General features: G+C 64.6%; 16 protein-coding genes and 3 pseudogenes. 13 read left to right on the forward strand and 6 right to left on the reverse strand.

Annotation, left to right across the window (positions count from 1 at the left end; translation table 11 throughout):
- Positions 1-287: 287 nt before the first annotated feature.
- Both P2869_RS23605 and P2869_RS23610 read left to right on the forward strand, forming a co-directional pair.
- Positions 288-968, forward strand: a complete 681-nt coding sequence (locus P2869_RS23605; RefSeq protein WP_277599834.1) for a DNA-3-methyladenine glycosylase — start codon at positions 288-290, stop codon at positions 966-968.
- 247 nt (positions 969-1,215) lie between these two features.
- Positions 1,216-1,554: a DUF4148 domain-containing protein gene (locus P2869_RS23610; RefSeq protein WP_042303940.1), complete on the forward strand. Its 339-nt coding sequence runs from the start codon at positions 1,216-1,218 to the stop codon at positions 1,552-1,554.
- A gap of 253 nt (positions 1,555-1,807) precedes the next feature.
- Here the strand turns inward: P2869_RS23610 and P2869_RS23615 are convergent, their stop codons facing one another.
- Positions 1,808-2,248: a CBS domain-containing protein gene (locus P2869_RS23615; protein WP_017776046.1), complete on the reverse strand. Its 441-nt coding sequence runs from the start codon at positions 2,246-2,248 to the stop codon at positions 1,808-1,810.
- Positions 2,249-2,492: 244 nt separating this feature from the next.
- Here P2869_RS23615 and ribA point away from each other — a divergent pair, with 244 nt between their 5' ends.
- Positions 2,493-3,140 carry a GTP cyclohydrolase II gene (gene ribA, locus P2869_RS23620; protein ID WP_026121705.1) on the forward strand — a complete coding sequence of 216 codons (648 nt, stop codon included), beginning with the start codon at positions 2,493-2,495 and terminating at the stop codon, positions 3,138-3,140.
- Positions 3,141-3,316: 176 nt separating this feature from the next.
- Positions 3,317-3,514: pseudogene (locus P2869_RS23625) on the forward strand (alpha/beta hydrolase); the annotation flags it as partial.
- A gap of 110 nt (positions 3,515-3,624) precedes the next feature.
- Here P2869_RS23625 and P2869_RS23630 read toward each other — a convergent pair.
- On the reverse strand, positions 3,625-7,293 hold the full coding sequence (locus P2869_RS23630; RefSeq protein ID WP_277599735.1) for an autotransporter domain-containing protein: 3,669 nt from the start codon (positions 7,291-7,293) through the stop codon (positions 3,625-3,627).
- Positions 7,294-7,535: 242 nt separating this feature from the next.
- Here P2869_RS23630 and P2869_RS23635 point away from each other — a divergent pair.
- Positions 7,536-7,763: pseudogene (locus P2869_RS23635) on the forward strand (ATPase); the annotation flags it as partial.
- Between the two features lie 29 nt (positions 7,764-7,792).
- Here the strand turns inward: P2869_RS23635 and P2869_RS23640 are convergent.
- The gene (locus P2869_RS23640) at positions 7,793-8,536 is read right to left on the reverse strand and encodes an IclR family transcriptional regulator (protein WP_277599736.1); all 744 of its coding nucleotides are present in this window, start codon (positions 8,534-8,536) and stop codon (positions 7,793-7,795) included.
- Between the two features lie 124 nt (positions 8,537-8,660).
- Between P2869_RS23640 and P2869_RS23645 the strand changes: the two genes are divergently transcribed.
- Together P2869_RS23645 and P2869_RS23650 are read left to right on the forward strand one after the other, a co-directional pair.
- A complete protein-coding gene (locus P2869_RS23645; RefSeq protein WP_277599737.1) occupies positions 8,661-9,650 on the forward strand; it encodes a nitrilase-related carbon-nitrogen hydrolase in 990 nt (329 codons plus the stop codon).
- Positions 9,647-10,573 carry a threonine/serine dehydratase gene (locus tag P2869_RS23650; protein WP_126877424.1) on the forward strand — a complete coding sequence of 309 codons (927 nt, stop codon included), beginning with the start codon at positions 9,647-9,649 and terminating at the stop codon, positions 10,571-10,573. Before P2869_RS23645 ends, P2869_RS23650 begins: the two co-directional genes overlap by 4 nt.
- A 322-nt stretch (positions 10,574-10,895) precedes the next feature.
- Here the strand turns inward: P2869_RS23650 and P2869_RS23655 are convergent.
- Both P2869_RS23655 and P2869_RS23660 read right to left on the reverse strand, forming a co-directional pair.
- Positions 10,896-11,191 (reverse strand): annotated as a pseudogene (locus P2869_RS23655) (DDE-type integrase/transposase/recombinase); the annotation flags it as partial.
- 12 nt (positions 11,192-11,203) lie between these two features.
- Complete coding sequence (locus P2869_RS23660) at positions 11,204-12,100, reverse strand: NAD(P)H-binding protein (protein WP_277599738.1); 897 nt, start codon at positions 12,098-12,100, stop codon at positions 11,204-11,206.
- 233 nt (positions 12,101-12,333) lie between these two features.
- Between P2869_RS23660 and P2869_RS23665 the strand changes: the two genes are divergently transcribed.
- The 6 genes from P2869_RS23665 (at position 12,334) to P2869_RS23690 (ending at position 17,882) form a co-directional block, all read left to right on the forward strand.
- Entirely contained in the window at positions 12,334-13,245 is a 912-nt protein-coding gene (locus P2869_RS23665) for an AraC family transcriptional regulator (RefSeq protein WP_277599739.1), read from the forward strand.
- Positions 13,246-13,756: 511 nt separating this feature from the next.
- The gene (locus tag P2869_RS23670; RefSeq protein ID WP_277599740.1) at positions 13,757-14,017 is read left to right on the forward strand and encodes a hypothetical protein; all 261 of its coding nucleotides are present in this window, start codon (positions 13,757-13,759) and stop codon (positions 14,015-14,017) included.
- Between the two features lie 462 nt (positions 14,018-14,479).
- Positions 14,480-15,178 carry a response regulator transcription factor gene (locus P2869_RS23675; protein WP_017776056.1) on the forward strand — a complete coding sequence of 233 codons (699 nt, stop codon included), beginning with the start codon at positions 14,480-14,482 and terminating at the stop codon, positions 15,176-15,178.
- A 23-nt stretch (positions 15,179-15,201) separates the two neighbouring features.
- The gene (locus P2869_RS23680; RefSeq protein ID WP_277599741.1) at positions 15,202-16,611 is read left to right on the forward strand and encodes a FecR domain-containing protein; all 1,410 of its coding nucleotides are present in this window, start codon (positions 15,202-15,204) and stop codon (positions 16,609-16,611) included.
- A gap of 121 nt (positions 16,612-16,732) precedes the next feature.
- Entirely contained in the window at positions 16,733-17,365 is a 633-nt protein-coding gene (locus P2869_RS23685; protein WP_277599742.1) for a DUF4136 domain-containing protein, read from the forward strand.
- 139 nt (positions 17,366-17,504) lie between these two features.
- Complete coding sequence (locus tag P2869_RS23690) at positions 17,505-17,882, forward strand: VOC family protein (RefSeq protein ID WP_126879588.1); 378 nt, start codon at positions 17,505-17,507, stop codon at positions 17,880-17,882.
- Between the two features lie 95 nt (positions 17,883-17,977).
- On the opposite strand, the gene bluB is transcribed toward P2869_RS23690, so the two are convergent.
- Entirely contained in the window at positions 17,978-18,667 is a 690-nt protein-coding gene (bluB, locus tag P2869_RS23695; protein ID WP_277599743.1) for a 5,6-dimethylbenzimidazole synthase, read from the reverse strand.
- Positions 18,668-18,680: the final 13 nt, after the last annotated feature.

The raw sequence follows: 18,680 nt of genomic DNA on the forward strand, positions 1-18,680 counted from the left end.
GTTGCCGAATGAAACCTGAGTGAACGTTATTGCGGGAAATGCGGCGCTGCGCGTACAGCAACTGCTGATACTGCAGAAATTGTGGCGATAATGCGCGAGAACCAGCTCCGCACGCTCCGTGTTGCAAGCCTCGGGACGCGCGGCAAGCTAACGATACTCTAGTTGGGAAAAACGTGACTCGGAACGCGCCCACGGGCGAAGCATTGCAACAACAGACGAAGCGCAAGGGCCGCGTACGCACCGCGACGCCAGGCGGTACGCGGTCCGCCGGCTGCGACTCGACGCCTCTGCTGCCCATCGTGCCGCTCACGCGCGACGAATTGCCGCTCGACACGGTCGAGCTGGCGCGCTTCATGGTGGGCAAGTATCTCGTCTACGACCTCGCCGAGCCGTTTCCGGTGCGAGGCGTCCCAGGCATCAGGAACGGGGAGGCCGAGCCTGTTCTGTACGAGCGCCGTTTGAGCGGACGCATCGTGGAGATGGAGGCCTATCCGGTCGGCGATTCGACAAGCCATGCGTTCATCGGGCGCCGTGCCTGGAACGGCTCGATGTTCCTCGAGCGCGGCCACGCCTACGTGCGACTCACCTATGGCACGGAGTACATGCTCAACATGTCGAGCGAGCCGGCTGGCATCGGGGCGGGCGTGCTGATTCGCGCCATCGAGCCGCTCGAAGGCATCGCCGCGATGACTGCGCGCCGTAACGGCGCACCGTTGCGGGATCTGGCGCGCGGGCCCGGGCGGCTCACGCGCGCATTCGGTATTGGCCAGGCATTCGATGGTCAGGACCTCTGTACGGGTCACGGACTGTGGATCGGGCAGATGCCCATTCACGGCGATGCCGCGGTGAAGGCCGTGGCGGCGACGAAGCGCATTGGGCTGTCGCGTGAGATGCACCACATGTTGCGCTTCTACGAAGCGGGGAGCCCGTTCGTCAGTGGTCCTCGCAAACTGCTGGCGGCGCAATAGCTCGGGCCGGGCCATCAGCCGACGTTCCGCAATTTCTGCGCGCCACGGCCCGGGCGCGGAAAACCTTACATCTTGCTATCGAGTGGCGCGGCAAGTCCGGAGCGTGTCATTCATTGTTCTCCGAGCCGAAAAAATCTTTATCTAAAATAGGTGTTTTCCCTTGGTGATCGGCTTCCTAAACTGGAGTCACTTGCTCGACACATGGTGTGACGAGCCAGCGACAAAACAATTTTTGGAGGTAATCATCATGAACTCGAAGTCCCTGATCAAGGCTGCTGTTGTTGCCGTTGCGCTTGCTGCCCCGCTTGCTTCGTTCGCCCAGTCGAACGGCCCCGTGACCCGCGCACAAGTGCGCCAGGAACTGATCGACCTCGAACGGGCCGGCTACAACCCGGCGGTATCGAACGACGCTACCTATCCGGCCGACATCCAGGCCGCCGAAGCGCGCGTTGCCGCGCAGAACGGCACCGCGATGGCGCAACAACGTACCGCCGACACGGGCTACGGTCCGTCGACGTCGGGTTCGTCGCAGGCGGGTCAGCCGGTGCACGTGACGCCGCAGCAATCCACTTACTTCGGTAACTGATTCGGCGACTGAGCGAGGAAGTCGTGCGCGGCGCCCCACCGCGCACAGACTGATTGCTGCGCGACGAGGCACGTCGCCGGATGCCGTTTCGCTCGAAGGCGGTCGCGCAGGCGCTCTCATTGACGCGCCGTGCGCGGCTCGACCATAAGACAGGTTTTGTGGAACCTCCGCCGCCGGAAGGCGGCTTGGCCCAACCGCTATCGATTGGGCTTTTTTTGCATCACCGGCCTTTGCGTCGCCCGCCGCGTGGCGCTCATACCTTGCCGCCCGTGATGTAGTGCTCCAGCTGTTCGATCGTGAATTGCTGTTCGGCAATGATGTTCTTCACCAGGTCGCCGATCGAGACCATTCCCACCAGCTTCTCCTGATCGATGACGGGCAGGTGCCGCATGCGGCGCTCGGTCATCAGCGCCATGCATTCGTCCGTGGTCTGGTCGAGGCGCACGAAGCGCACGTGCGGGCTCATGATTTCCCGCACCGGCGTGACCTTCGACGAGCGGTCCATCAACACGACTTTGCGTGCGTAGTCGCGCTCCGTAATGATGCCGACGATCGCCTCGCCTTCCTTGACGACGAGCGCGCCGATCTGCTTTTCCGCCATCAGCTTGATCGCGTTGTAGACCGAGTCATCCGCCAGGATGGTGTAGACGGTTTGCTCCGGCTTCGATTTGAGTACTTGTGCAACGGTTGTCATGAGGCGGCTCCGTTTCGTCAGAGAAGGTCTGCCGGCGTGGCGCCGCGCATCCCCGACTTTTCTCGGCGACGCGCTGCCGGCAGGCTCCGTTCCAGTATAGGCGGCGCAAACCGGCCGGGGGATTGGGGCTGACGATGCCTCGCCGCGCCCGCATTGCGGTGCGCCGGGGCGATTGGCGGTAAACTGCCCGTCCATACCACATCCCGGCAGCACGCCGGATCAAGCCTTGGCATCTTCGAACATCATGTCTACGCCTCACGAGCCGCCGTGCGCACCTGGCGCAATCACCGACGAATGCGTCGTGCTCGATGCAGCCGCCACGCTTCCCACCCGCTACGGCACCTTCATGTCCTACGTCTTTCGTGTCGCCGATGGCGGCGCGGAGCACGTGGCGCTCGTGATGGGCGACGTCGCGAACGGAGAACCCGTCCTGACGCGGCTGCATTCCGAATGCCTCACGGGCGATGTGCTGGGTTCGTATCGCTGCGACTGCGGCGAGCAGCTCGATCTCGCGTTGCGCTACATCGCGGCTGAAGGGCGTGGCGCGCTGCTGTACCTGCGCGGCCACGAGGGGCGCGGCATCGGGCTCTCCAACAAGATTCGCGCGTACGCGCTGCAGGAGCAGGGGCTCGATACCGTCGAGGCCAATCTGGAACTGGGCCTGCCCGACGACGCGCGCGAGTACGACTCGGCGGCCGCCATCCTGCGCATTCTGAAGGTCTCGTCAGTGCGGCTGATGAGCAACAATCCGAAGAAATTCGACACACTCGCGAAGCACGGCATTCCCGTTTGCGAGCGCGTCGCGCTGGCAATTCCCGTGCGCGAGGAAAACGAGCGGTATATCCGGACCAAGCAGGTCAAGTTCGGGCATTACTTCGAGGAAAACGAGTAGCCAGAATTCGATAGTCGTCCGCAGTCGCCTGTTGTGAGCCAGGATGATCCGCCGTCAGCACATCGACGCTTGTCTCCGTGCGTCAAGACTTGAGAGGTCGGCGCAGGTTTTTCAATGTTGCCAGGAAACCTGCGCCGCATATTCTTTCCTCAGAAAAAACCTACGCCGAGGGAAGAATGCGCTTCGATGCACGCGCCGCAGCCAAGCCGCCGAGCGGCGAGCACATGACGTTCGAGGGGGTTTCGGGGCTGCGCCTGCAAGCTTCGACGAACCGCAAATCCTGGACGTATCGCGACAAGTCTGCCGTCGACAGCCGCAGGCGACAGGTTAAGCTCGGTGAATGGCCGGCAATGTCGTTCGCCGGTGCCATCGCTGAGCATATCCTGGCGCGCGAAGCCGAAGTTGCTTCAGCGACCATGACACGCCTGCTGGCATCGTCGCGTGACCGGATTCAACGCCGTACGATCGCGACCGTAATCGCAGGTCAGAACCGGTAGTCGAGCCTCGCATAGGCCGACTGTGCCGACGCATGCCCCACGTTCAGCAGCGCGTCCAACCCCACCGCCACCGACATGGACTTCGCGGGATGGAAGCTTACGCTGGCACCCGTCGTGAGATAGGCCCGTGGAAGGTCGGTGCCCGGCGCTGAAAACGTCGTACCGTCTTGCGACGTGACGGCTAAGCCGCGAGCATGGCTTAGCGCCTCCCAGGCGTAGCCAATCCGCCACTGGACGTCGATCGGCGCGAGCGTATTGCCGAACGCCTTGTCGATCGCGAGCGAGACGAACGGTTGCAGGCTGCGTGCGTTGTCCGCGTCGACGGACAGGTTCTGCCCCTGCGCACCGCTTTCGCCAAACCCGTTGCCCCGGAAGTACGCATACCGCAGTCCGAGCCGCGGCGTCATCGTGACGCTGCCGACAGCGATCGGCATCCCTGCTTGCAGCGCGGCACTGAACTCGTTGCCATAGTGATCGCCCTCGGCCGTACCGATCGATCCGAACGGCCGCTTCTGCGAAAGAAAATCGAGACCATAGCCGACCGTTGCAGCCAGATCGATCGGGCCGAAAGAACGCGCGCCATAGAGCGCTACGCGCAGCGTGTCGGCGGCGCTCGAATCGCCGGTCAAAGATTCGTCGATCGAGGTGTGCGAGTAACCGGCGGCGATGCCTACCGTGCCGGCCCCTTCGCGATGATCGATACCGGCCATGAACCCGTATTCGCGCGCGAGAAAGCCGGGGCGGCCGTCGGTACCCGAGACCTTCGTGCTCGAGCCCGTCGCCGAAATCCAACTGCCGGCCGGCGAGGTGGCCGAACCGCCGGCTACGCTGTTCCGTCCTGAGCGGGCGAGGAGGGCGGAGCTGATCGTCTGTGCCCGGTTCAAGGCCGACGTGCCCTCCGTTGCAAAGATGGTGGTGTCCTGCGGCGCAATCACGACCGGGGTGGTTCCGCCTGTCGTCGTGTTAGACGCAGCGGCGAGAGCAAGGTCGACCTCGTTCGCGCCGTAGGTGATCGATTGTTGCAGCGACGATAGATCCGCCCCCGCGAGCGCGCTGTTGGTGACGCTCGAGAACCTGCCGCTCACGCCGTTGCCGGCGCTCAGCAACGCATAGCGGCCCGCGCTGTAGGTGCCCGGGTCATAAACGATGTGCAGCGTGCCGTTTAGCGCCGCGGCGCCACCGACGTGCAATTGCGATGCGGCGGTCGGGCTGACTTCGATCGAAAGCGTGCCGTTGGACGCCTGGGTATAGTCGCCGCCGAGCGTCAACGTTCCGATCGTGCCGCCTGGCGCAACCACGCCCGCATTCGTGACGTTGCCGGCAACGCTACCGTGACCGCGCAACGTCCCATTCGACGCGACCTGTACATTCCCGCCTAGCAGCGCCGACGGATTGGCGGCATCGCCAACTTCAAGCGTGCCGGCGGCGACGGTCGTCGTTCCGGAGAACGCGCTGCTGACGCCATCGAGCGTCAGCGTGCCCGTGCCTTGTTTAACGAACGCACCGGGGCCCGACAAGGTACCGCCGAATGTCGTATCGGTTGCATCGCCTACGGTCAACGCGTTGCTGCCTAGCACGACGCGCGAGCCCGATGCGCCGCTGAGGTTGGCGAACTGCTGAGCGCTGGCGGCCGAAAGATCGAGCGTCGCATTCGACGACGCGAGCGTGATGGGCGTCGCCGACGACAGCACGCCGCCTCCCGATAGCGCGAGCGTGCCCGCAGTGATCATCGTGCCGCCGGTGTAACTGTTCGCGCCGGTAAGCGTCTGCGTGCCCGATGTCAGCAAGAACCCGCCCGTGCCGTTGATGGAGCCCGCGAACGTGCCGGACGCATTGGTCACGCCGAGCGTGCGCGCGCCGAGCGTCACCGTGCCTGTGCCGGTCAACTGCTTGACCTGCGCACCGCTCGTGGTTCCCGAAATGTCGAACGTACCGTTGTCGACTACGCCGTTCGATGCCGAGATGGCGCCCGCACCGGATAGCGCCAGCGTGCCGCCGCTGATCGTCGTTGCCCCGATATAGGTATTGCTGCCCGCCAACGTCGTGGTGCCGCTGGTGGTCACGCCGCCGGTGCCGCCGATGGAGCCGCTGAATGTACCGTTGCCGTTTGTGATCGTTAGCGTGCGGGTTCCGAGTGCAACCGTGCCCGACCCCGTCAGATTCTTGATCTGTGCGCCGCTCGTCGTTCCTGAAATGTCGAATAGACCGTTGTCGAGCAAACCACTGGACGCCGCGATACTGCCGCTGCCGGTAAGGGCGAGTTGTCCCCCGCTGATAGTCGTGCTGCCGGTGTAGGTGTTGACGGCCGCCATCGTGATGTTGCCGCCGGTGCCCGTCACGACCGTGTTGCCTGCGCCGGCCACTACGCCGGATATGGTGAGGCCGGTGGCCATACCGCTGAAGGTCACGGTCGAGGCCGAGTCGGTCAGCACCACCGACGGGGCCAGCGACAGCCCCGGATTTTGAGCGGCGATGGTGGCGGTTGCGCCGGCATCGAGGGTGACCGCGCCGTTGAGCGTCGAGCCCGACAGGAGATTCAGCGTGTTGCCGGTGCCACCGAACTCGATCGACGACGCGTTTGCTCCGCCGCTCAGGCCGCCGCTGATCGTCCCTCCGTTGGTGATCGTCGTGTTGCCATACGTCACGATACCGGCCCCCGCAACGCCTGCCGAGCTGTTGCCCCCGCTGATCGTCCCGATGTTGGCGATGGAACTGCCCGCGCCGACGAGGCGAACGCCGGCGCCACCGCCGCCTGTCGTGTTAGGGATTTCGGAACTTCCGTTACCCGGAGCCCCGCCTGCGCCGCCGGTCACGCTGCCCGTGTTGACGATATTCGTGTTGGCGCCGAGCAGAAGCATGCCGTCTCCGCCTGCGCCGCCGCCGCCGCCGGATCCGGTCGCGCCGCCACCACCGCCTGCGCCGCCGGCACCGCCGGCCACGGTCGCGTTATTGACGATGCCTGTGCCGGCGGCGGTCGACAGCAAACCGGTGCCGCCGCCACCACCGCCGCCGCCATTTGAAACCACAGGGGCTGCGCCTTGCCCGCCCACGCCGCCCGCGCCGCCTAGAACCGTCGCGCCGGAGTCCAACGTCAGATTAAATCCGGAAAAAACGAAGCCCGCGCCGCCGCCGCCGCCGCCCGTGCCGAAGTTCGTCGCGAGCGGGCCGGCCGTTCCGTTGATTCCGACTACCGAGGTGTTGACCCCGAGCGAGCCGGAGCCCGATCCGCCGATAGCGCCCCCGGGTCCGCCTGATCCATCCTGAGTGGCTGCCCCCTGGCCGCCGACGCCCGTCGAGGATGCGAACCCGGGGATGAGGTCGGTCGTCCCGGTGCTCACATTGAAGGTGCTCGCGCCGCCGCCGTTGCCGTTGCCGGCGCCGCCGCTACCGGTGCGGGCCGGTATGCCCGCGCCGCCAACGGCGCTGCATCCCGCGGTGGACGTTGCGGAGCATGTGACGGCCGATGCCGTCGGTGAGAAGCCGGCGAGGCCCACTGCCGCCGCGATAATGGAAAGGGTTGGCGCGGCCGAGTGAACGAGAGCGCCGCGCACGGGCCGGCTGTCATTTGTATTGCCGCGCGGGGTGGCCGTGAGTTCGGACGCCACTTGCACTTGCCGTCGGACGGGATTCCAGACGAGCCGATAAACGCGATTCATTATTCTTTTCCCCCGGCGCAAACCGGCCGGGTTTCGAATGAGCCGGGGAATGCGTCAGCGTTGTGGAGCATTTGTTGTTTGCGCTTTGAAGACCGTTTTATTGGTACGTTGTAGACAGTCTAAGCGCAGGGTTTTAGTGCGCGGCAGAATATAACATGCGCTGAATTAACCCATTATTTCCAGCTCGGCGGATTTATTGCGGGCGGCCTGGAATAGGCGAGGGCCCATTCGACCATTTCCGGGTGGCGGAGGGCTTCCGTCGGCGCACCGAGCGCGAGATGGTGGCGCGTGGCGACATCGTGTTCCAGCCGACCGTCACGAAGCCGGCGCTCGATATCGCTGTCGAAGCCTACTCGCGGTTTGCGATGCGCCTGCTTGCCAGCATCACGCGATTCGACCGGGTGATGGATCACTTCGATTTCCCCATCTGGAACGCGGTGCGCGACCAGTCCGACGTCGACGAGGAAAGCCGCGCCCCCGGATGGAACTTCCAGCGGTTCTACAACGATGCCGGCAATGTCTGCGCCGCCGCTTTAAGGATTTTCGCCAAGGCCGCTGGATGGCCAATGCGAGCGGTTGGGCCCGCAACGGATAGCGCACCGCAAACCTGTCCTCCGCTCACGACCGGCACCGCGACGCATGTCAAACCGGCGATCAACTCTTCGGCATCCAACGCGTATCCCTGCTCGCGGATTCGCGCCAACTCGGCCTGAAGCTGATCGATTTTGACAATCGTATTCGGCGTGAACCGCTCCAGTCCCTGCTCGCACACTCGTGGAAGAAGCTTGGCTTCTGCCGAAGCGAGCAGCACCTTGCCCACGCCGGTTGCATGTAGCGGCCCGCGCCAGCCGACCTGGGAAAACATACGAATGGGATGCGGGGAATCGACTTTCGCAAGGTAGACGACGCGGTCGCCGTCGAGCGCGGCAAAGTGCGCCGTTTCGCCCGTTTCATCTACAAGGCGCTGCAGCAGCGGTGCAACCTGCTCGGCCAGCGCTGCCTGGGCACTTGCACCGGCGCCGCGAAAAAGCTCAGCGAGCCTGAAACTGAGGCGATACGTTTTGTCATCCTGAATGATCCATTCGCGTTGCGCCAGCGTCTTGAGGAGCCGGTACACGGTTGCACGCGGCAACTCGAGAGACTGCGCCAACTGACTGACGCTGAGAAGACTGTTCGAAGTGGCCATCAGTTCGACGAGCCGGATGGCGTGTTCGACGCTATTGACCGTGGCGATCTCTCCCATCAGTTCCCTCTCCTCAACGTAGTGCGCGCAGACGACCATCCACCGCTTGCCACAAATTGGACAAGCGCCTATGATGTTCGAAATTGATACTAACACGTTCACTATAGATACACAAGGAGATATAATGAACGACATCAACAGGGAAGGGCCGTGGGTCGCTTCCGTCATCCAGGGCACGCCTGTTCCTTTTGACCAGCGCCGCACCCTGGCAAAGGTCGACGACCTCGTCGCGTCGGCTGTGGCTCGCAGCGCGAAGCTGGTGGTCTTCCCCGAAGCGTTTGTGGGCGGCTATCCGAAGGGACATGCGTTCGGCTCGTACGTAGGTGGACGCAGTGACGAAGGGAGAGATGCGTACCGCGAGTATTGGGAATCGGCGATCGATGTACCGGGGCCGTGCGTCGACGAACTCGCCGCAATAGCGGGCCGCCACGGCGTGCACATGGTGATCGGCGTGATCGAACGTGACGCAGGAACGCTCTATTGCTGTGTGCTGTTTTTCAGCCCAGCAGGAGGTTTTCTCGGCAAACATCGCAAGCTGATGCCGACCGGCGCGGAACGACTGATCTGGGGCTATGGTGACGGCTCCACCATGCCCGTGCTCGACACGGCACTAGGAAAGCTCGGCGCCGTGATCTGCTGGGAAAACTACATGCCCATGATGCGCACCGCGATGTACTCGAAGGGTATTGAACTCTATTGCGCGCCCACGGCCGACTCGAGGCCGACATGGGTCGCGTCGATGCAACACATCGCCATAGAAGGTCGGTGCTACGTGCTTGCAAGCAACCAGTTTTTGCGCCGACGCGATTTTCCCCACGCATACGCCAGTCTGTTCGGCGACGCTCCTGAAGCGGTGGTTCAGGCCGGAGGAAGCTGTATCGTCGATCCGTTCGGCCAGATTCTCGCGGGCCCCGCGTTCGGCGAAGAAACCATTCTTACAGCAGAGATCGACCTGCGAAACGTTGCGCGCGGCAAGTTCGATTTCGACGTGACGGGCCACTATAGCCGTCCCGACATCTTTCGCTTGACCGTCGACGAACGCCGCCAGGCGCCGGTCACGGTGATCCCTTCCGTGCGCCAGCAGGAAACCGGTTACGAGGATCTCGTCAAATGATCACGAAAGAAGACATTCGCGCGGCCGCGCAGCGTATCGCTCCTTACATTCGCACCACGCCGGTCATGCGGGTCGAGCCCGGCCTCTCCAACGTGCCCGGCGATACCTTCCTGAAGCTCGAATCGCTCCAGGTGACGGGCTCGTTCAAACCGCGAGGTGCGTTCAACCGGCTGCTCGGCGAGCCGCTTCCGCGTGCTGGCGTGGTCGCGGCGTCCGGAGGAAACCACGGTATCGCCGTCGCGTACGCGGCGCAAAAGCTCGGCGCTCGCGCAGAGATCTATGTGCCGAGCCTTGCGACCGCGCTCAAGCGCAAGATGCTGACAAATCTTGGCGCACAGGTTGTCGTCGCTGGCAACAACTATGTCGAAGCGCTCGCGGCCAGCGAGGCGCGGGCGGCTGAAACGGGCGCCCTGAAAGTGCATGCTTTCGACGACCCCGCGACGGTCGCAGGACAAGGAACCATCGCGATCGAACTCGACGCGCAAGTGCCGGAGGTCGATACCATTCTGATTTCCGTTGGCGGCGGCGGCTTCATCGGCGGTATCGCAGCCTGGTTTGCTGGCCGCGTGAAGGTAGTGGCCGTCGAACCGAAGCAATGCCCGACACTTAATCGCGCGTTGCAGGCCCATATGCCCGTCGACGTCGACACGGGCGGCATCGCCGCAGACTCGCTCGGGTGCAGGCGTGTCGGCGATGTGCCTTTTTCCGTTCTTCTGCCGAACGTTCAGGATTCCGTACTGGTGTCGGACGAGCAGATTCGCGAAGCGCAATTGGCGCTATGGCAGAAGTTCAGGATCGTTGCGGAGCCCGGAGGCGCAACTGCCTTTGCGGCACTGACCTCGGGCGCCTATGTGCGTTCGCCCGGTGAGAAGATCGCCGTGGTGGTTTGCGGCGGCAACGCCGATCTGGCGTCGTTTGCATAGCCCGGCGGTGGCTGTGTCAGGCAGCGTCGCGGCATGGCCACGTCTTGACGGGGACAACATGCGCGGCCCGATGGTGGCCGCAGATCTTGAACAGCGGCGGCCGGAGCGTTCCCTCAACGTTTAGGTCTGCATCTACGAATCGTTTCAATATCCCAACGCTTCGCTAACACCTACCGCACGCATCCTCACCTGGGCGCAGCCAATACATGCCATCGCAGCCCCGTTGGACGGGGCCACACGGGCACAGTGACTGCGCAGCGAATGCCGCCATCGATCCGGAATGTCGCCGCCGTCACAAAGCCGGAATCATCGCTGGCAAGATAGGCAGCCATTCCGTCTTGACGCTGCGGAACAGCCTTTCCACCGGGCAGTTGTCCCAGCAATTTCCGCGACGGCTCATGCTCTGCTGAATCCGATAGCGCCACAGGCGCTGATGGAATTTCCGACTTGCATACTGCGCGCCTTGATCCGGGGGAACAGCAAGCCTTGCGGTCGACCACGCTGCTCATGGGCCATCTCCAATGCCTGCACGAGCAGATCGACATCAGGACGTGTCGAGAACGCCCAGCCAACCACCCGACGCGTGAACAGGTCGAATACGACGGCCGGATATAGAAAGAGCGCATCGCATCACGCCCGCGCTGCCACATCCGTCCGCTGCGTCAACTCCGACAGCACCGCTTCGATCGTCGTCGTACCAAAACGCCGTTCGGTCGCTCCGGCTTCGACGTCGATGCGGCCCAGGTTGTGCGCATCGTAGAGGTCGACAATCAACTGGGTGTGGCGAGCGCTGAGCCCGGCTCGCTGCAACACCGCCGCCCATTCTTCGCGCGGCAGGGCATGCGCTTCGATTGTCCGGTCCAGCACGTCGCCGAGTGCGCTCGCGACATCCCACGCCGAAACGCGCCGCGGCCCCTCGATGCTGACGACTCGCGAGGTCGGTGTGGGCGCTTCGTCCTGTAGCAGCGCCGCGGCAGCCAGCCCGACGTCGCGCGCGGCGACGGTCGGAAAACGCTTCGTGAGCGGATGATGCAGGCTCGGCAGCACGCCGGCTGCGCGCGCCGCCGGCAGTACGCGCGCCCAGTTCTCCATGTGCTCGGCCGAACGCAGCAGGATCAGGTTCGACGTGAGCGGCTTGACCTGCTGCTCGAGATAGTGAAACAGCCGCGTGATGCCGGTGTTCTCATCGCGTTCTGCGCCGTAGTCCGACAACACCAGCACGCGCGTGGGCGGCTGCGCCCGCAACGCGGCGGCGCTCACGTCGATCATGTCGCGCATGGTGGCTGCGGGGTCGTGGGCGCCGTCCGGAACCGGACACAGCATCTGCACGGCCTGGGCGCCGCGGATGGCGCGCTCCACGGACTCGCGATCGTTCAGGTCTATCGTCGTCACCTCGCAGCCCAACGCCTCGAGCGACGGCGCATGACGCCGGTCGCGTACCACGGCGCGCACACGGCGGCCCGACTCGCGCAACGCGGTGACGGTTGCACGTCCTACATTGCCTGATGCCCCGAAGATGACGAACACGGTCGGCTCCTTGTCTGTACGTTGACGGTAGAGCCGCATGGTAGGGAAGCGCGGCGCGCCGCGCGCTCAGGCAAAGATGCCCATGAGCAGATCTGGATGACAGACTGAGCGATGCGATGGCCGGCATCCGCTGCAGCCTCTTGCGAGGCAACCCTCGAACCGAAGCCAGTCGCTGCAGCCGCCGCCAGGACGCAGCACAATGCAGGAATTCACCGTTTCGGAAGGCCCCCGCGATGAGTGCAATCCCCGCCGTTTTGAAGCAGAATCCCGCGCCGTTGCCAAGCTCGGCCGTGAGCGTGCAATCGAGCGCGGCGCTCGGCTGGCAGGGCTTCGGCGCCGAGCTATTGCAGATTCCGGCGGGCGTGCATCGCATTCCCGCCGCGGATCATCACCGCATTGGCGTGCACGTGGGCGCGGCGGTGAAGGCGAATTGCGTCTGCAACGGGCGGCGCAGGCCGCGCATCCAGGCACACGGCGATGCCGACGTGGTGCCGGCTGGCCTCGACGGCGAATGGGCCGACGAGGCCGACTGCACACTGCTGCGCATCTGGCTCGGCGAGGCGTTCGTGCAGGACGTCGTCGGACGGCTCGACCTGAAATCCTCGCAGGCGCAACTCCAGCCGCAGTTCCAGTTGCGCGACAAGCGTCTCGAGCACCTCGCGTGGGCGCTGAGGGCGGAACTCGACGCCGACGACGCGTCGAACGCCCTCTATGCCGAGAGCCTGTGCACGGCCATCGTCGTGCGGCTGATCGAAGCCGTGCCCGTGGCCGGCGCGAAGCGCCGTACGCTCGCCCCGGCCATGGCCGTACGCGTGGCCGACTATATCGAGGCGCATCTGGACCAACGCCTCACGCTCGCGGACCTCGCCGCGGTGACGCACCTCAGCGTGCCGCATTTCAAGGTGCTCTTTCGCGAGACCTTTGGGGCGCCGGTTCATCAATACGTGGTGCATCGGCGTGTGGACCGCGCGAAGGGATTGCTGCTGGAAGGCCGGTTGACGGTAGGGCAGATCGCGCTCGAGGTGGGATTCGCGCATCAGAGCCATCTTGCGTCGTGGATGAATCGCCTGTTGGGGGTGTCACCGAGCGAGGTATCGAGGCACACCACACGCTTCGGTAACGCAACGTTGCAGCAGGACGTTTGAATTGGCCGGCGCCCTTAGGGGCGTCGCCGCCAACGGGCCCACAAAGGTCTTGCTAAGGGCCCGTAAAGGCTTCTCCAGACGCACTCTTTTCCCTCTTGATGGATGTGCAGGCAAAGCGGAGCAAGGCCCGGGAAGGCCGCGTCCGAACCCAATATCGCCGGCCAGTGCCACGGTTTTTCAATGCTTAACAAACCAGGCCTCAGGATTTGACAATCTCTGACAATGCCGTGACAGATTGCCGTCCACAATGATCACAAGTTTTGCGAATGACGCGGGAATGACGCGGTTTAGCTACGGGGGCTCAGGCTGGTATCGACGGTAGCTGGGGCGACGGGGCAGGGAGAGAAGAAGAGCGAACGCCAGTTCGCCATGACAAGAAAAACAATAGAAAAGAACAACAGCCGGAATGGCGGCGGTCGTAAAAAGGGCGGCGGTAGTGGCAAACGGATGGGCCGTGCAGTTTGCGCTGCCGCCGCCGGTTTTTTCGGAGTGCGCCGAAAGGCGTCGAGGCATGACGAAAGACGAACAAATGAGCGAGGGAGGCCACGATGATCTGCATCAGCAGCAGTTTCGCAAGCGCATCCAGGCATGCGGCAAAGTGGGTGCATCGGTCCGCTGCTGGACGCGTGTACAGGAGAGCGATCGCCACCATCCGCTGGAAGCGTCAGACGTTGCGCCGCTTGGCGTGAACGTGGCGGCCGCGCGCCGATGCTTCGAACGCGGACGCGGAGTGCCGCCGATTTTGACAATCTTTAAATTTTCGGTTTGCTGACTTCTTATACTGTGCGCCATGTCGCGGATTAACGCGCGCCGCGAGGTGGTCATGGACAAGGCGAACGGGACGACGCCGCAACAGGCCTGCGACGAAGGTCAGAAGGCGGGCCTGATCGCATTAGCAAAACTCCGTTCCGAATGCGCGGGTGCTCTGCGATAAGAGGGTAGGGGTTTTCGATTATCATGAACGCCCCGATCGCAAGCATGAGCAGTCAAGCGTCGAGCGCGCCAATTCAAGGGGTTCACGGCAATGTCATCACGGCATTTCCTCGCCCCTTTTCATGATTGCATGATTGCGCCGCGCGGCCACGAGCGGCTGTGGCCCACGCTTTTAACCGTTAATGGGAGACAGTCGCGGACAAAATCGCGGCCAGAGCGCGAAGGAAGCGCTCAGGAAATGGGCGGATATTCGCCTCGCCATTCACCAACGATGGACAACGAATTTGCGTTGCGGGGTGTTATGAGAATTGCGGTTCTCGATGACGATCAGGCTCAGACAGAATTTGTGTGCCAGACGCTCTCGACGGTTGGACACATCTGCCACTCGTTCTCGGAAGGGCGCGAACTGGTCAAGCAACTGCGCCGGCAGACCTTCGATCTGCTGGTGCTCGACTGGAACGTGCCGGACATGTCCGGCGAAGAGGTGCTGCGCTGGGTGAGGCAAAGTCTCTCGGAACGGCTGCCGGTGCTGTTCATGACGAGCCGCAGCCGTGAGACGGACATCATGTCGATCCTCAACAGCGGGGCCGACGACTACGTGGTGAAGCCGGTCACGGCGGGCATGCTGCTCGCGCGAGTCGGGTCCCTGCTGCGGCGCGCCTATCAGATCAAGCCCATGGCGTTGAAGGAAACCTTCGACGACTTCGAATTCGACTTGAGCGCCAAGCAGGTCAGCGCGAGAGGCAAGGCGGTGTCCCTTACGAACAAGGAATTCGAGCTTGCACTGCTGCTGTTCCAGCACCTGAGCCGGCCGCTCTCTCGCGCGCATATTCTCGACATGATCTGGAAACAGGACACGGACATTCCGTCACGCACCATGGACACGCACATCTCCATGCTGCGCGCCAAGCTTGGCCTGCGGCCCGAAAACGGCTACCGGCTGACGCCCATTTACGGTTATGGCTATCGGCTGGAGCGCGTAGAAAAGGGGGATGAGTGACGCCGGCCAGCCTCGCGCCGACGATGCCGAAGCATTCGCATACCGTTGGACAGCACGGCAACAGCGTGGTGGAGGGTTTTGCCGCGCTTGTCATGGCATTGAGCCTCGCGTGGGCGCTCCCGACCGAAGCCCGTGAGCCCCGGGCGCAGCCCGCCGGGCAACAGACCACCCCCTACGTCACCCGCAAGGGCGACACGCTCTACGACATCGCCGCGCGCTATCTGCGCGACTCCGGCGACTGGCGCACGCTCGCACGCCTGAACCACGTCGGCACGCCGGGACATCTGCAGCCGGGCGTCACGCTGCGTCTGCCCGTCGCACTGCTGCGCGAGGAGCGCGTCGCGGCGACGGTCGTGGCCACCAGCGGTCCCGTCGAACGGGCCTACGGCAACGGGGGCTACACGCCGCTGGCCATCGGCATGAAGCTTACCGAAGGCGACCGCATCCGTACCGGCCACAACGGCTTCGTCACGCTCGAACTCGAAGACGGCTCGCACGTGAGCGTGCCGCAGGACTCCTCGATCGGCCTCGACCGGTTGCGCCAGACGGTCTTTACAGGCTCCACCGATCGTCTCATCCGGCTCGAGCGTGGCGAGGTCGATAACGAAGTCACGCACGCCACGAAGAAGGACAGCCGCTTCCAGATCCGGTCGCCGTCGGTGGTGGCAGGCGTGCGCGGCACGCGCTTCCGGGTCAATTACGACGCCGGCGCGCAGGTGAGCGCGGTGGAAGTGCTCGACGGGGCCGTAGGCGTCGACGCAGCGGGCGCTACGCCACCGCCTGCGGGCGCGCCGCTGGCCGCGTCGGCGCAACTCGTGAAGGCGAAGTTCGGCAGCGTGACGCGGGCGGGGGCGGCAGCGGGCGCGCCCCTGGCGCTGCTGGCCGAGCCGTCGCTGGTGCAGCCGGGCAAGATCCAGGACGCACCGGACGTGGCCTTCGACCTCGTGCCACTCGACGGCGCGCGCAGCTACCGCGTGCAGGTGGGCCGCGACGCGGGCCTGCTCGACGTGATCCGCGACCAGCGCGTGGACACGCCGCACGCCACGTTCGGCGATCTGTCCGACGGGACCTACTTCGTCCGTATCAGCGCAATCGATGCGAACGGTCTGGAAGGCCTGCCACGCACCTATGCTTTCGAACGCCGGCAGTTCAGCCTGACCACCTCGGCCACGGCGCGGGCGGACTCGCACGACTACGTGTTCCGCTGGCTGACGGGCCGCCCGGACGTGGCCACGCGCTATCGCCTGGTGCTGGCGACGACGCCGGATCTGGCGCGGCCGCTGGTCGATCAGACCGACGTCACGGGGGCGGAGGTGGTGGTCCAGAACCTGCCGCGCGGCGTCTACTACTGGACGGTGATCGCCGAGCAGTTCGAGCATGGCCGTTTCTACCAGCAGGCAAGCGCGGTGCAATCGTTTACGCTCACGTGGTGAGCCTGTCCGTCGCAAGCACTTTGCTGTGCGAGCGCGGCAGCGCGTGGCGCCCGAGCAGCGTCGCCGAACCCGGCGGCGCACGAATTGCGAGGCGCCGGAACCCCTTGATGCGGAAGCCTCGATGAAATTCCCGCCTGTGACGGTCCGCCCATCGCTCATCGCGGCGTTTGCGGCGCTCGCGACGGTCAGTCTTGCCGGCTGTGCCGACGTCAACACGAATGTGCGCGCCACCAGCATGCCGCGCCCGCCAGAGGGCGACACGACTTACCGTCTCGCGCGCACGGCTTCGCAGGAAACGAGCGACGTGCGTTTGCAGTACGAAGCGCAGGTACGCAGCGCGCTTGCGAGCTATGGTTTTCGCGATGCCGGCTCGGCGGGCGCCAATCCTCGCTATCTTGTCTCGATCGCTCACGCCACGCGCGCGGCGTCGATCGGCCTCGACGTGCCCGAATGCGGCGACGCGAGCGGTTCGTGCAGCATGCCGTCGTCGTCGGGATTCTGGTTCTTTCTGCGCAGCTACGTTCACGTGCTCACGTTGCGCTTCTTCGACCGCGAGGCTGCGCGCGAGGTCTACAAGGTCGTGGCCGTGAGCCGCGACCACGATGCCGACGCGGCTCACGCCGTGCCGTTCCTCGTGAAGAGCGCGTTCGCCGAGTTCCCCTACGCGGGCGCCGGCGCGTGGCGCGTGAAGCTGCATCCCGCGAAAGACGGCGCGTTGCCCGGCGTGGTGTCGATCAAGCCGCTGGCACGTTGAAGCACGGCGGCCGTGAACGGCCAGCCGCGCACGGGCGGCCCGCCAGAAAGCCGAACGCTCGAAGCAATTTTCCCCAGGCGTCGCGCCCCGGTACGCCGTATGCTGGCATCGCGTTCGATAGCCAACGAGGAGAAAACGTATGTTCCATCACATCGGTTTGAGGGTGTCGGATCTGGCGCGCAGCGTGCGTTTCTACGAGCAGACGCTCGCGCCGCTCGGTTTCGAGCTATGCATGCATGAAGGCGACCTGGCGGGATTGGGCAAGCCTGGGCATCCGCAGCTGTGGCTGCATGCGACTCACGACGATGCCGCAACGCCGCGCGGTGTCCATCTTGCCTTCGAGGCGGTGAGCCGCGACGCCGTAGCGCGTTTCCACAGCGAAGGCCTGCGCGCGGGCGGCAAGGACAACGGCGGCCCCGGCTTGAGACCCGAGTACAGCCCAACGTACTACGGCGCGTTTCTCATCGATCCGGACGGCAACAACATCGAAGCGGTATGCATGCGCGACGGCGCGTGAACCGCGCTCGCGCCGAATATCTGGAGCATTCGTAGCCTTTCACCCAACTGGGCCGCACGCTTCCATGTGTGCGGCCTGGCCGGTCCAGCGTGCGATCAGCCAGCCGTATCGGCGCTATCGCCGCCATCGCCGCCATCGCCACCATCGTCGTGCCACCGGTTTTCGAACACACAGGTGTCGAGCGCGCGGCGCTCGGCCCAGTGCTCCATTTCCAGCATCGGTTGCGGATAGAACGCTTCGACGTGGCCGAGGCACAGAATCGCCACCGGCTTTGCGCCCGCCGGCATGCGGAGCAGCGCGCGGACCGCATCGACGTCGAACAACGACACCCAGCCCATGCCGAGCCCTTCGACGCGCGCTGCGAGCCACATGTTCTCGATCGCGCAGGCCACCGACGCCAGGTCCATCTCCGGCATCGTGCGGCGGCCGAACACGTGCGGCTCGCGCCGGTCCATGAGCGCCATCACCAGCAGCTCGCCGCATTCGAGCATGCCTTCCACCTTCAGCTTCATGAACTCGTCGCGGCGCTTGCCGAGCGCGTCGGCGGTGGCAATGCGTTCGCGCTCCACGATGGCGTGCAGCGCCGTGCGCACCGCGGTGTCGGTGATGCGCAGGATGCGCCACGGCTGCATGAAGCCCACGCTCGGCGCGTGGTGCGCCGCGTCCAGCAGACGCGCAAGTACTTCGGGAGCGACCGGTCCGGGCGTGAAGTGGCGCATATCGCGCCGCTCGTAGATGGCGCGATATACGGCTGCGCGTTCGGCGTCGTCGAAAGGCTGGGCCATGGATCAGGGCGGC

The sequence above is a fragment of the Paraburkholderia sp. SUR17 genome (genome assembly GCF_029536165.1).
Lineage (GTDB): Bacteria > Pseudomonadota > Gammaproteobacteria > Burkholderiales > Burkholderiaceae > Paraburkholderia > Paraburkholderia kururiensis.

Bases quoted from the DNA above. Each gene is read 5' to 3' on its own strand.
- bluB (WP_277599743.1), bottom strand. From the start codon at position 18,667: ATGGCCCAGCCTTTCGACGACGCCGAACGCGCAGCCGTATATCGCGCC.
- P2869_RS23645 (WP_277599737.1), top strand. From the start codon at position 8,661: ATGAACGACATCAACAGGGAAGGGCCGTGGGTCGCTTCCGTCATCCAG.
- P2869_RS23610 (WP_042303940.1), top strand. From the start codon at position 1,216: ATGAACTCGAAGTCCCTGATCAAGGCTGCTGTTGTTGCCGTTGCGCTT.
- P2869_RS23675 (WP_017776056.1), top strand. From the start codon at position 14,480: ATGAGAATTGCGGTTCTCGATGACGATCAGGCTCAGACAGAATTTGTG.
- P2869_RS23650 (WP_126877424.1), top strand. From the start codon at position 9,647: ATGATCACGAAAGAAGACATTCGCGCGGCCGCGCAGCGTATCGCTCCT.
- P2869_RS23690 (WP_126879588.1), top strand. From the start codon at position 17,505: ATGTTCCATCACATCGGTTTGAGGGTGTCGGATCTGGCGCGCAGCGTG.
- P2869_RS23630 (WP_277599735.1), bottom strand. From the start codon at position 7,293: ATGAATCGCGTTTATCGGCTCGTCTGGAATCCCGTCCGACGGCAAGTG.
- P2869_RS23670 (WP_277599740.1), top strand. From the start codon at position 13,757: ATGACGAAAGACGAACAAATGAGCGAGGGAGGCCACGATGATCTGCAT.
- P2869_RS23685 (WP_277599742.1), top strand. From the start codon at position 16,733: ATGAAATTCCCGCCTGTGACGGTCCGCCCATCGCTCATCGCGGCGTTT.
- P2869_RS23665 (WP_277599739.1), top strand. From the start codon at position 12,334: ATGAGTGCAATCCCCGCCGTTTTGAAGCAGAATCCCGCGCCGTTGCCA.
- P2869_RS23640 (WP_277599736.1), bottom strand. From the start codon at position 8,536: ATGGGAGAGATCGCCACGGTCAATAGCGTCGAACACGCCATCCGGCTC.
- P2869_RS23615 (WP_017776046.1), bottom strand. From the start codon at position 2,248: ATGACAACCGTTGCACAAGTACTCAAATCGAAGCCGGAGCAAACCGTC.
- P2869_RS23680 (WP_277599741.1), top strand. From the start codon at position 15,202: ATGCCGAAGCATTCGCATACCGTTGGACAGCACGGCAACAGCGTGGTG.
- ribA (WP_026121705.1), top strand. From the start codon at position 2,493: ATGTCTACGCCTCACGAGCCGCCGTGCGCACCTGGCGCAATCACCGAC.